Origin of the sequence: Erythrobacter sp. YT30 (genome assembly GCF_001542875.1) — a bacterium.
Lineage (GTDB): Bacteria > Pseudomonadota > Alphaproteobacteria > Sphingomonadales > Sphingomonadaceae > Erythrobacter.
Genome location: NZ_LMAF01000001.1, coordinates 767230 through 779690, shown reverse-complemented (window position 1 = coordinate 779690; position 12461 = coordinate 767230). Strand labels below are relative to the sequence as shown.

At 57.5% G+C, this 12461-nt stretch carries 12 protein-coding genes; 6 read left to right on the top strand and 6 right to left on the bottom strand.

Annotation, left to right across the window (positions count from 1 at the left end; translation table 11 throughout):
• Positions 1-99: 99 nt before the first annotated feature.
• A complete protein-coding gene (locus AUC45_RS03725) occupies positions 100-1587 on the bottom strand; it encodes an FAD-binding oxidoreductase (RefSeq protein ID WP_082700940.1) in 1488 nt (495 codons plus the stop codon).
• Positions 1588-1746: 159 nt separating this feature from the next.
• Here AUC45_RS03725 and AUC45_RS03720 point away from each other — a divergent pair, with 159 nt between their 5' ends.
• From AUC45_RS03720 to AUC45_RS03710, 3 genes are all read left to right on the top strand, one after another.
• Positions 1747-2331 carry a hypothetical protein gene (locus tag AUC45_RS03720; protein WP_067598296.1) on the top strand — a complete coding sequence of 195 codons (585 nt, stop codon included), beginning with the start codon at positions 1747-1749 and terminating at the stop codon, positions 2329-2331.
• 203 nt (positions 2332-2534) lie between these two features.
• Positions 2535-3893, top strand: a complete 1359-nt coding sequence (locus tag AUC45_RS03715; protein WP_067598293.1) for a DEAD/DEAH box helicase — start codon at positions 2535-2537, stop codon at positions 3891-3893.
• Between the two features lie 55 nt (positions 3894-3948).
• Positions 3949-4605 carry a hemolysin III family protein gene (locus tag AUC45_RS03710; protein ID WP_067598290.1) on the top strand — a complete coding sequence of 219 codons (657 nt, stop codon included), beginning with the start codon at positions 3949-3951 and terminating at the stop codon, positions 4603-4605.
• Positions 4606-4634: 29 nt separating this feature from the next.
• On the opposite strand, the gene AUC45_RS03705 is transcribed toward AUC45_RS03710, so the two are convergent.
• On the bottom strand, positions 4635-5726 hold the full coding sequence (locus AUC45_RS03705) for a helix-turn-helix transcriptional regulator (RefSeq protein WP_067598287.1): 1092 nt from the start codon (positions 5724-5726) through the stop codon (positions 4635-4637).
• Positions 5727-5932: 206 nt separating this feature from the next.
• Between AUC45_RS03705 and AUC45_RS03700 the strand changes: the two genes are divergently transcribed.
• A complete protein-coding gene (locus AUC45_RS03700; RefSeq protein ID WP_067598284.1) occupies positions 5933-6256 on the top strand; it encodes a UrcA family protein in 324 nt (107 codons plus the stop codon).
• 69 nt (positions 6257-6325) lie between these two features.
• Here the strand turns inward: AUC45_RS03700 and AUC45_RS03695 are convergent, their stop codons facing one another.
• Positions 6326-8629, bottom strand: a complete 2304-nt coding sequence (locus AUC45_RS03695; protein WP_067598280.1) for an ATP-dependent helicase — start codon at positions 8627-8629, stop codon at positions 6326-6328.
• 169 nt (positions 8630-8798) lie between these two features.
• On the opposite strand from AUC45_RS03695, the gene AUC45_RS03690 reads away from it, so the two are divergent.
• A complete protein-coding gene (locus tag AUC45_RS03690; RefSeq protein ID WP_156423726.1) occupies positions 8799-9101 on the top strand; it encodes a hypothetical protein in 303 nt (100 codons plus the stop codon).
• Between the two features lie 262 nt (positions 9102-9363).
• Positions 9364-9834: a hypothetical protein gene (locus AUC45_RS03685; RefSeq protein ID WP_156423725.1), complete on the top strand. Its 471-nt coding sequence runs from the start codon at positions 9364-9366 to the stop codon at positions 9832-9834.
• A gap of 74 nt (positions 9835-9908) precedes the next feature.
• Here the strand turns inward: AUC45_RS03685 and rsmD are convergent, their stop codons facing one another.
• Genes rsmD through AUC45_RS03670 form a run of 3 tightly spaced genes read right to left on the bottom strand, consistent with a single transcriptional unit; the run spans position 9909 to position 12427 of the window.
• Positions 9909-10451 carry a 16S rRNA (guanine(966)-N(2))-methyltransferase RsmD gene (rsmD, locus tag AUC45_RS03680; protein WP_067598272.1) on the bottom strand — a complete coding sequence of 181 codons (543 nt, stop codon included), beginning with the start codon at positions 10449-10451 and terminating at the stop codon, positions 9909-9911.
• Entirely contained in the window at positions 10448-11227 is a 780-nt protein-coding gene (locus tag AUC45_RS03675; RefSeq protein WP_067598269.1) for a pseudouridine synthase, read from the bottom strand. The genes rsmD and AUC45_RS03675 overlap by 4 nt, the downstream gene beginning before the upstream one ends.
• 21 nt (positions 11228-11248) lie before the next feature.
• Complete coding sequence (locus AUC45_RS03670; RefSeq protein ID WP_067598266.1) at positions 11249-12427, bottom strand: aromatic ring-hydroxylating dioxygenase subunit alpha; 1179 nt, start codon at positions 12425-12427, stop codon at positions 11249-11251.
• Positions 12428-12461 lie beyond the last annotated feature (34 nt).

The following is a 12461-nucleotide window of genomic DNA, read 5'->3' as shown; positions in this document are numbered from 1 at the left end:
ACTGGTTTCGGTGTGTTGCGGAAAGCCAAAATGCCCTCCCACAGGCCGAATGCATGGCGCTTTAGGCTTTCCTTTGGCTTGGTGCAAGCGCGGCTGCGGCTAGTTGTGGGTGAGAGGCACCAGTTTGCCAGGATTGAGGATGTTGAGAGGATCAAGCGCCTGTTTGACCTGGCGCATCATTGACAAGGAAGTCGGATCGCCAAGGCGGCCAAGCTCATCCACTTTCATTTGCCCGATGCCGTGTTCAGCGCTGATGGAGCCGCCCCAATCAGTGACGAGATCGTGAACGCGCGCGCTGACTTTCTTGCCTTCCGTTTCTTCCCACTCCCCGCGAACGGCTCCTGGCGGCGCGAGAATGTGAAAATGCACGTTGCCATCGCCCAGATGACCGAAAGCGACGCCGCGCGTGCCGGGGAATTCTCCTTCGATGGAGGGGATCGCGGACAGGATGAATTCGGGCATTTTCTCGACCGGTACAGATATATCGTGCTGCATCGCGGGGCCCAGCGCGCGCTCTGCAGCTGAGATTGAGTCTCGCAAATGCCAGAACGTGTCCGCTTGTTTCTCGCTAGATGCGATGACGGCATCTGCCAGCAATCCGCGCTCCAACGCTTCGCCTAGCGCGATCTCCAATCGCCCGCGCAGTGCCGCATCATCACCCGTGGTCGCGACGCATTCGACAAGCGCATTCCATTCATGCCGTTCGCTGAGAGGCGAGCGGCTATCGGGCAAATGCGCCAGCACACTGTCGAGGCAATGGGCGGGGACGACTTCAAAGCCTTCCAGCGTGTCGCCGAGTGCACTCTCAACATGACGCAGCAGCGCGCGTGCCTCTTTGATGCCCGGCAGACCGATCCACGCTGTTGCTCGCGCGGTGGGGGCGGGAAGCAGGCGCAGTGTCGCGGCAGTCACAATGCCCAATGTGCCTTCCGATCCGATCAGTAATTGTTTGAGATCAAAGCCGCGATTGTCCTTTTTTAGGGGTGTGAGGCCATTGAATATCTGACCATCGGCAAGGACACCCTCAAGTCCCAGGACCTGCGCGCGCATCGTGCCGTGGCGCAGCACCTGTGTGCCGCCCGCATTGGTCGATATGAGCCCCCCAATCGTTGCTGAGCCGCGCCCTCCCAAAGTCAGCGGGAAACGCAATCCGTTCTCCTCGGCCGCTTCTTGAAAGGTTTGCAGTATGACACCCGCATCGCAAACGGCCTGTCCTGATGTCGCGTCGATCGAACGGATCTGGTTCATACGCCGCAAGGACAGGAGCAATGATTTGCCGCTTGTATCCGGGGTCGCGCCGCCCACCATGCCGCTATTGCCGCCCTGGGCCACGACAGGAATACGGTAACGCGCGCACAGGGCGACGAGATCGGCGACTTCCCGTGTGGAGGCAGGCGAGGCGAGGCCCAATGCCGAGCCGGTGTAGCGTCCGCGCCAATCGGTGAGCCAAGGTTCAAGTGCATCTGCCTCGGCGGTGAAGCCTTTAGGCCCCAAAAGATCTGAAACCTGCTGCAAAAACGCCGCATCATCGCGCCCGGTATCCGGACGGTCGGCCGCATCGCTATTCACAATTGTGCTCGTTGCCATAATTGTTGCGCCTATGCCACAATCGAACGCGTTTTGACCAGACGCTTGCAACGTCTGACCGTACAGTTAAGCCGTCGTTCAACCCTTTTCTCTAGGGACAGCAAGTCGCCCACGGGCCTGACAACGATATCGGGAGCTTAGGAGGGTCCCCCCTTTACCATGCCGAGCCTGCTTACTCTTGCTGCGCCTGCGGTGCTGCTCATGCCAGCGCTTGGGGTGAGTGGTGCGTCGGTTAATGAGACAGGGACCGGTACACAAAGCGCGCGAGAGGCCGCTTCCACTTTGAACGCGACCTATCCCGCAACAGAGCAAACCGGCAGCCCGCTTCGCGAATTGCGCGTACATCGCACTTGGCGACAGGCGCAAACCCGGATTGAACAACGGGTCATCATTCGCATATCTCCGCAGCGTGCCAGCAACAGCGACAGCCTGTTGAACCGATTGCCCCGTCAGTCGCTCAATGCGCGCTATGTCGAGAAGAAGACGGACAAATGTCTCGCGGTGGAGGGTATTGCGGGGGTTCAGACCGGCAGCGGCAATCGTCTTTTGCTGTTCCTGCGCGACAAAAAGATCATCACGATCAACCTCGAAAAGGCGTGCCGCGCGCGCGATTTCTACTCCGGTTTTTACATCGAGAAGAACAAGGATGGTAAGCTGTGCGTGAAGCGTGATCGCTTGCATTCGCGCAATGGTGTGAAATGCGAAGTTGAGCGCATGCGGCAATTGGTCGCGGTGACCGAGTAATCGAGCGCAACCCGTTCGCTGTGCGCCATGTTGCAATGCAGCGCGAATCCTTGACTTTTACGCCATTTTGCGACTAGACGCGCCGCAATTGGAGACGCTTTGCGTTTTCGATCTTACAGCTTTGCCAAATGCATCGCTGCTTCATCCCGATCACCGGCCATTGCTGGACAGGTGATCGCCTTTTCAAAGATTGATGTTGCTGCATGAAATTTGCCGATCTCGGCCTGTCCCCTGAATTGCTGAAAGCCGTCGAGGATGCGGGCTATGAAGAGCCGACCGCGATCCAGGCTGAGGCTATCCCCGCCATCCTGATGATGAAGGATATGATCGGGATCGCGCAGACGGGTACGGGCAAAACGGCGAGCTTTGTGCTCCCGATGATTGATGTGATGGCGGCCGGGCGCAGGCGCGCATTGATGCCGCGCTCGCTTATTCTGGAGCCGACGCGCGAATTGGCCGCGCAGGTTGCCGAGAATTTTGAAAAGTACGGCAAAAACCATGATCTAAAAATGGCACTGCTAATCGGCGGTGTGCAGATGGGCGATCAATTGAAAGCGCTGGATGAAGGTGTCGACGTCCTGATCGCGACGCCAGGCCGATTGATGGACCTGTTTGAGCGGGGCAAGATCTTGCTTTCCGGCTGCGAGCTGTTGGTCATCGATGAGGCGGACCGGATGCTCGATATGGGCTTTATTCCCGATATCGAATTCATCTGCTCCAAACTGCCCGAAACGCGGCAAACCATGCTTTTCTCGGCCACCATGCCGCCGCCGATTGAGAAGCTGGCAAAGCAATTCCTTTCCAGTCCGAAGCGGATCGAAACAGCGCGCGCGGCGACGACCAACAAGGACATCACCGCGTTCAAAGTGCCGGTGCATTCCCGCAAAAAGCGCGAGACGCTGCGCTGGCTACTTGCTCATGACCAAGTTGAAACGGCAATCATCTTTGCAAACCGCAAAACGACAGTTCGCGAGCTTAACAAGAGCCTCCAGCGTCACGGCTTTGCGAGTGGTGAGATCCATGGCGACATGGATCAGAACTCGCGCCTTAAGGAGCTTGATCGATTTAAGGCCGGTGATGTGAACATTCTGGTTGCGTCCGATGTTGCAGCGCGCGGGCTCGACATCAAAGGCGTCAGCCACGTCTTCAATTTCGACACACCCTGGCACCCGGATGATTATGTTCACCGCATTGGCCGCACCGGCAGGGCAGGGGCGAAGGGCCGCGCATTTACCTTCGTCACCGATGAAGATGCCGAGGCCATTGCCAATGTCGAGAAGCTAACCGGCGCCAAAGTGAAAGTGTTCGGCAAGGACGATGTTCGTGTTGAACTTGCTGAACCGGGCGATGAGGCAGAGCCGCAGGAAGGCGCGAAAGATACCTCTCGCGAAGAAAAGCCCAAAAAGCAGTCCAAAAAGCAAAGCCGCGAACGCAGCCCTCGCAGCGAAAAACCAGAGCGTAAAGCCCGCTCCCGCCGCGATCGCGAAGAAGACAACGAGCCCGTCCCGGCAGGCGAATGGAATGGCCCGCGCCCGGGCTTCCTCGACGTAGGTTTTGGTTGAACGCTAACCCGGCCCTACCTGAAAGTTTCGCATAAAGAGGGTCGGCGGCTTCTCGATGCAACCCACTGATCATTCCCCGACCTTTCCGAGCAAAACCGCTGCGGAACGCCGCGCGGATTTCGCCATCCATGCGGTCAGCCTCGTCGGTTTTGCGACTGCGTGCGGCTTCTTGATGATGCGCGGTACAGAGCGGGGTGATCCCCTCTTGCTCATCGCCATCCTCGTCTACGCATTTGGTGCAATTTTCTCGATCAGCATTTCCTTCGCCTACCACCTTCTGCCTCGTCATCAATGGCGCGGATCATTGCGAAAGTGGGATCATGCCGCGATTTACGTGGTGATAGCAGGCACATTCACCCCGCTGCTTGTGAGGGCAGGGACCGACTATGCCTATTCGGTGCTGGTGCTGATCTGGATTTGCGCGATTGCGGGTTTTGCAGTCAAATTGAACACGTCAAATCTGGATTCGCGCTGGTCGCTGATGTCCTATCTTGGCCTTGGCGGTTTCGCGCTTATCGCCTTGCCAAGCTTTTGGAGCGAGCTCCCGCTGTTTTCGACCATCGCGATTGTCTTGGGCGGAACATTCTACACCATCGGCACGCAATTCTACCGGCGCAAGGAAATGGTGTTCCGCTATCCGATCTGGCACACATTCGGGACGCTTGGTGGAACGGCGTTTCTTGTCGCGATTTGGGTGGCGGTTTCAGCCTAGTAACCTTCCGGTGTTCGGTCGGTAGCAAATCAGCCTGCAAGCAATCGAACCAGTTCAGACTGACGATGAATTCCGAGTTTCTCGAATATCACGGTTAAATGGCTGCGAACTGTGCTTTCTGAAATTGACAAACGTCGTGCCGTTGCGGCCCTGCCATCTCCTTTGATGATCTCCATAGCAACGGCCTCTTCTGCTGGAGTTAGCCCGAATTCCACAGCAAGTCCTTTCAGCCTCAAATCGATCCGCTTGTTAGGTATAGACAATTGTAGAAGCGCAATTGGCTTTTCGAAGTTCAGCAAGTCCCTTTTGCGATTGTCGCCCGGCCTGACCGGGATGACATCAACCCACAACGACTCCCCACTTTCCGTTGAAATGCAACATGAGCCACCTGAATACTTCGGCGGCCGGGTTTCATCGATCAGTCGACAGAGTGGGTCATTTCTAGATATTTTCCGGACGCCTGAGGCAGATGTTGATACTAAGCCAATGCGATGAAGCATCTCAGCGACTTCGCCGTCTTCGCCAAGAAGTGTGTAATCTTCGTCGACGGTGATAAAGCCTGCATGCCCAAAGTCTCTGGACATGTTTGCCTTGGCGCTTCCTAATCTAAAGCGCTGCTGGATCTGGCTCGCTCTGACTACATGCTCGCAAAGCTGTGCGAACTTTGTGCGATCATCGGAAGTAAATCCTGATTCTTGGGGTCTATAGAGTCCAATCTGAGCGAGCCGGGAGCCTCCAAACGAGACATTTGCAAACAGCGCTCCGATCCCCAGATCGTGTTCAGTCCACCATTCTTTGAATTCGGTGCTCTTTGTGAAGTTTTCCCTCGCGCGCGGATCGTCAATTCCTACAACTTTGCCCAAAGCGGCGGTTGCAGGTGTCTCAATGGAGCTTTGCTTTGCAGTATGTTGCTGAATTTCGGCATATGTTTGAAGGTCTTCAGGGTCCATCAAAGGCATAATTCCGGCCACTAGACGACCACCGTTCAGCACCATGAGTGCCGACTGGCTCGCCGACATTGCTTCCGCAATCGAGACAAGAGCCTGGTCCCAGAGATCAGGTTCCACTGCGGCATCGTAAATTGCCGATACCGCCCGCGTGAATGTGGCAAATTCGGTCATTTCGTTCCCACTGCTCGATTGAGGCCTGTGGAGGACACTCTTTTGAAAGATACCAGAACTGGGCCTCGGCTGCATCTTTCAGCTTAAGTTTCTGACTCTGGACGGCATCAGACGTTCGTCCGATGTGACGAATCCCGAATCGCCATAGCCTTCAAATCAGCTTCCCGGCTTGGGGGGGTGATTGGAACCAAGTATGGAGATTTGTAATGAATACGAACTTGAAGCTCTTCCTTTCGGCACTGACGCTCGCCTTTGTTTCAACTCCGGTTGTAGCCGAACAAGTTACTGTCAGTGTTGAACATGCCGACCTCAACCTATCGAATGAAAAGGGCATCGAAACTCTAAAAGGCCGCCTCAATGGCGCAATCAATAGAGTGTGTGGCCCGGTTGGATTCAGATCTGTGACCCAGATTTACCGGGCGCGAAAATGCAGGCGGACATTGCGGCGTCAGGCACGAATGCTGTTGAGCGAAATCAGGGGAGGAAATGTAGCAATCGCGTCGAATTTCGAAATTGAGTACCGCGGTTGATTCATTCCCATTACCCTCATTCCAAAATGAGGCGGCGATTGAACGCAATCGTCGCCTCTTGGGCGCAAGCTAGTCAACAACCTTCACAAAGCTATCGATCACCCGTTTCGTGCCGTGGTTTTCAAATTCGATCTCCAGCTTGTTGCCTTCCTGATCGATGACGCAGCCTGTGCCGAATTTCGCGTGCTCAACCATCGCGCCGATGCGGATGTCGGGGCGGGGTGGGGCGGCAAAGCTCGCCGCGGATCGGCCGGGTTCTTTTACGCGCACCTGTTTTGTTTCGTAGCCGGACGAGATCGCGCGCTGCCATCCCGGTCCGCGCTTTTCGGCTTTTCCCGGACGCTGCGCGGCGACGTGGGCGAAGGGATCTTCGTTTTCAGACCAATTTGCCCGCCATAGCGATGCACCGCCCGTCATCGTCGTTTCCTGCTCGATATGATCCTCGGGCAATTCCTCGATAAAACGGCTGGGGATCGAGCTTACCCATTGGCCGTAAATGCGGCGGTTTGCCGCGTGATAGATATGGCAGCGCCTGCGGGCACGGGTGATTGCGACATAGGCGAGGCGGCGTTCTTCTTCGAGGCTCGCCAAACCGCCTTCATCGATGGCGCGCTGGGAGGGGAAGACGCCTTCTTCCCAGCCAACGCAGAATACGTGATCGAATTCGAGGCCTTTTGCCGCGTGGATCGTCATTATGGTGACGGTCTCTTCCTCGTCACCGCGATCATTGTCCATGACGAGGCTGACATGCTCGAGGAAATCGCCGAGCGTCTCGTATTCTTCCATCGCGCGGGCGAGTTCGGAGAGGTTTTCCGCCCGGCCTGCGCTTTCAGGAGAGCGATCATTAGCGAGCATGTCGTTGTACCCGCTCTCATCAAGCACAAGCCGCAGAAGGTCCGCAGGGGTCATTTCCTCAGAAGCCTGACGCCAGCTCAAAAACTGTCGCATCAGCCCGCCGATGGTGTTGGCGGCGCGCTTGGGCAATTCGTCACTGTCGGCCAATTCCAAGGACGCTGCCGCGAGCGGCAGGCCTACCCTGCGCGCGTGCTGGTGCATCTTTTCAAGCGTCTTGGAGCCCAGCCCGCGTTTGGGCTGGTTGTAAATGCGCTCAAAAGCGAGATCATCCTGCGGTTGCGCGATCACACGTAAATAGGCGAGTGCATCGCGAATTTCGGCGCGCTCATAGAAGCGAAAGCCGCCGATAATGCGGTAGTTGATACCGATCTGGATAAAGCGGTCTTCAAATTCGCGCGTTTGATATTGCGCGCGCACAAGGATGGCGACCTGATCGAGCGGGGCGCCTTCGCCTTCCAGCCGTTCGATCTCTTCGCCCACGCGGCGGGCTTCTTCTGGAGCATCCCACACGCCAACCACCCGCACCTTGTCGCCGCCGTTTACTTCGGTCCACAGCGTCTTGTCATGACGATCCGAGTTGGCCTGGATCAATCCTGAGGCAGCACCAAGAATATGCGGGGTGGAGCGATAATTCTGCTCCAGCCGCACGACATGCGCGCCGGGAAAATCCTTTTCGAAACGGAGGATATTGGCGACTTCCGCCCCGCGCCAGGAATAGATTGACTGGTCGTCATCGCCGACCACGCAGATATTCGTGCGAGTTTGGGCCAGCAGCCGTAACCACAGATACTGGACCGCGTTCGTGTCCTGATATTCGTCGACCAGAATGTATTTGAAGCGCTGCTGGTATTCGGCGAGCACATCGGTGTGCTTTCGGAAAATGTTCAGCACATGCAGCATCAAATCGCCAAAATCGCAGGCATTGAGGGCCTTCAACCGGTCCTGATAGAGGCCATACATCGCCTGGCCGCGACCATTGGCGTAGGATTCGTTTTCGACCGCATCGAGATCAGCCGGATTGAGGCCGCGGTTTTTCCAGCGATCAATCAGCCCCGCCAATTGCCGCGCTGGCCAGCGTTTTTCATCGAGATCATTGTCCGCGATCAATTGTTTGAGCAGCCGCAGCTGATCGTCGGTATCGATGATGGTGTAGTTCGATTCCAACCCAACCAGCTCTGCATGCCGGCGCAGCATCTTTGCGCAGATCGAATGAAACGTGCCGAGCCACGGCATGCCTTCGCCCGGTGCGCCCAAATGGCTCGCGACACGCTCCCGCATTTCGCGCGCGGCCTTATTGGTGAAGGTCACACACAGGATTTCACTGGGCCAGGCGCGCCGCGTCGCCACCAGATGCGCAAGGCGCGCTGTTAGGGCTGCTGTCTTGCCAGTGCCAGCGCCCGCCAGCATCAACACCGGGCCTTCGGTTGTCAGCACGGCTTCGCGCTGCGGCGGATTGAGCCGCGCCGCGTAAGGCGGGACCTGATCATCATGGGAGTGCGGGGCGGGGGCATTGGTCATGTATCAATCGAACAAGTAGGGAACGCATCCGTCGCCCGCAAGCGCGCAATTGCCCGTTATCGACCGGATGGCGTTGCAATCACCGTCAAGCGCGCCGCCCGATTTGGAACGATTGGGAGCGGGAGCGGATAAGTGCCCCGTACCCAAACCCGAACGAACGGAGCAACAATTGAAAAACCTGATCCCAACGGTAATCACCACCGCCTCACTCGCAGTGCTGGGTGTCTCAGCACCAGCGCTCTCACAAAATGATACGATGACAATGAACGACGGATCGACCAAGGCCGAGACCCCGGTGGTCGTCGAGCGCAACGCCAAAGGCAAAGCGACCAAGGTCCGCATCGGTGGCGAGATTATTGATGTCTGTATGAACGATCGCCAGGATCAATGCATCAATCCGCGCGCAGCAAAGCTGGGTTGGGGCGATCGTCCGCTTGAAACCTACAAGAGCGACTCGAACGACAAGCGGTAAACTTCTGCTTTGAATTCAAACAAAAAGGGGCGGCCAGCCGGCTGCCCCTTTCTTGCATTCAGCGCGCCATCCCATTTCTGACACCCCTTTCGGCAACCCGTGCCCGCCATGCGCTTGGCAAAGCCGCAAAACCTGTTCGGCATGGGTTTGAAGAGGCACAAGGATAGGCGTCTGGACGTCGTGGGGACAAAGGCAGTCAGACAAACCCGCGTTCGTCAATGCTTGGGACCGAGAACATGGAAGAAACCCTTCGGAGAACCCAATGCCTACCCATTCACTCACCCGTACCCAGTCAATGTACCTCGTCAGTGGCAGTTTCGCCGCCCTGACCATGGCCAATCCGACCCTGGTCGCGGCCATGGTTCAGGATGAAGCCACTGTCGCGCAGGGCGATGCGATGACCGATACCTCTGCCGCGATGACTGATGAGCAGCAGGCCATCTTCGACACGTGGCCCGCTGACCAGCAAAGCGCCTTTATGACATGGCCCGCCGAAACGCAGGGTTACTATTGGACGCTGCCGCCTGAACGTCAGGAACTCTTCTGGCGGCTTACCGATGACAACAAGGTCTCACTCAGCGCCATGAGCGAAGAGGATCGCGCCAGTGCCTGGCAGATGATCGAAGCGCGTGCAGCCGCAGTAGAAGGCGGGGAAGCACCACCGCCATCAGAGCCGCAGGCACAAGCACAGCCCGAGACCGAAATGGAAACCGAAATGCCATCCCAAAGGTGATGACGCCCAAGGGTCGCTATACCTCGCCCACGTATGGGTGGTCATTGGGGTGAGGTTGCCGGGTCGCAAGGTTTCTAGGCGAGGCGCAAAAGCGTCAGCTTTGCCTTGCCGACCCGGCGCTCTTTTTCGATCGATAGGCCTTTGACGGCCACATCCTCATTGGCGGCGGTTTCAAGCGCGATCCACGTCGCCTCTCCAATCCATCCCAATCTTAAAAGACGATCAAGCGCCACCGCGCCTGCGCCTGTGTGATAAGGCGGATCGGCAAGTATCAGATCGTATTCCTCTTTTGCAGGGCCTAGCCGCGTAACTGAACTTGCATCGATGCGGGATCTTGTCCGCGCATCAAGTGTTTGAATGTTGGCTTTGATCGCGTCAAGAGCCGCGCGATCGTGTTCAATAAACAGACAATGCGCCGCGCCGCGCGATAGGGCCTCAAGCCCAAGCGCACCTGATCCGGCAAACAGATCAGCTACCCGCAAGTCTTCGAATGAACCGAGCCGGCTTGTGAGCATGGAAAAGAGCGTCTCACGCGTCCGGTCTGCCGTGGGACGCGTGGCATCCTCTGGAGGTGCCACCAGTTTCCGGCCCCGCCAATCGCCTGCAATGATCCTCATGCGCGCTTCTTGAGCGAGCTTTGAAACCGCGACAGATCACCTTTGCGGATCATTGCGGCACGTCCACGCGGCAAATCGCCCAATTCAAACGGGCCATAGGCGGTTCGGATGAGGCGGTTCACCTTAAGCCCCAAATATTCGAGCACTTTGCGCACTTCGCGGTTCTTGCCCTCGGTGATGGTCATCTCGATCCACTGGTTCTTGCCCGAACCTCCGCCTCGCTCCAGATTTGCGTCGATTGAGCCATAGCGCACGCCATCGATGGTCACCCCTTCAATCAAATCCTCAAGCTGTTCCTGCGAGACATCGCCGAAAGCGCGGGCACGATAGGTGCGCGGAATGCCGGTCGCAGGAAGCTCCATCTGGCGTTTCAGACCGCCATCATTGGTGAGGAGCAACAGGCCTTCGGTGTTCAAATCGAGCCTGCCGACAGGCATCAACCGCGGTGTGCCTTTGGGCAGGGCATTGGTGAGCGCGGAATAGATCGTAGCGCGGCCAGCTGGATCGCGCTCTGCTGTGATGAGTCCCGTAGGCTTGTGAAACGCAAACAGCATTGTGGCGTCGGCTTTGCCAACGGGCTTTCCATCGACTGTCACGCCTTTCAAATCCTTGAGGATTGTTGCGGGTGTTTCGAGCACTTTGCCATCAATCGCGACGCGCCCATCGCCAATCATTCGCTCCACTTCGCGGCGGCTTGCGACACCAGCGCGTGCGAGCAATTTGGCTATACGCTCGCCTTCAGGGCGGTCAGCGGATCGGGTTGGGTTGGTTGGCATATCGCCGACGCGCCTAGGCGCTCAGCCGTGCTCCCGCAAGGCATCTGCGAGAACCGAATGAAACCGCGTTATGCCAGCTTCCAGCGTGCCAAGCGTGATATGCTCAATCGCGCCCGACGATAGGCCTTGCTGACCAAGTTCTGCCGCTCGGAAGTCTTCCGATGCAAAGACCCCGCCATCTAGCAAAGCCCAGCTACGTTCCCAGTGATCGCGCGCTTTATCCGTGGGAGGCGCTTCTGGGATGAGCATGAAGTCCTCGACCAGTGTCAAATCGGCTGCCTGCGGCATGAGGACCATGATGTTCACATAGTCAGGGCTGGGCACAATCACTGTCGCGGGCACGAGTTGATAGGCGAATGTGGCAAGCTTTCGCAGCACCGCCATATCGCCAAGATCAAGCCCATCCATTTCTTCGAGCCGCCCGACAAGGCTGCGCTGGTGCGGCCCCACCTGATCGCCCGAGGTCACGCCATCTTTGAAGAAGGGCCCGATGGTGTCGGCATGAAGCCGCGTCACGTGATAGCTTTCCAGAAACGCATCCATGATGAGCTTCCAATTGCCTTTCACCGTGTGCGTCTTGCGCCGGAAAAGGTAAGCATCGGTCATTCCGAAGGCGGCGAAGTCCTCTCCCAGCGTTTCGGCGTGCGAGAAATCAGGTTCAGGATCAGCCGACGGGGCGAACCAGATGACACCGCCTGCCTCGCAGCTCGGCAATTCAGTTAGGGCGTGCTCGCTCTTGTCGAGGCCGGGGAAAGTCTCTGGCCGGGGCAGGGCGAGCAGCTTTCCATCGAGTTTATAGGTCCAGGCATGATACGGACAGACCAGCCGCTTGGCGCATTGAACCTCTTCTCCTTCAACAAGCCGCGTACCGCGATGCTGGCACACATTGAGGAACACATGCGCCTGGCCATCCGCATCACGCGTAATGAGTAAGGGCCGCCCTGTGCCATCGTGCGGAACTGCCATTCCGGGATCGGGAAGCAGAGCCGAAGGGCACAAAACTTGCGGCATCCGATCAAAAAGTGCCGCCTCCTCGCGCGCAAAGTGATCGGGGCAGGTATAAAGCGAGGCGGGCAGATGTCCGACGCTATCAGCCGTCCGCGCCTCGCCAGACCGGATCGCCTCAGCCAAAGCCAATTGTCCCGGTGTCGCGCGAAGGCCCTGGGGCTGTTTGGTCGCTTGTGTTGTGGACGCATTCATATGGGCGTTCCTATTCCTCTCTTGCCCCGCTAGT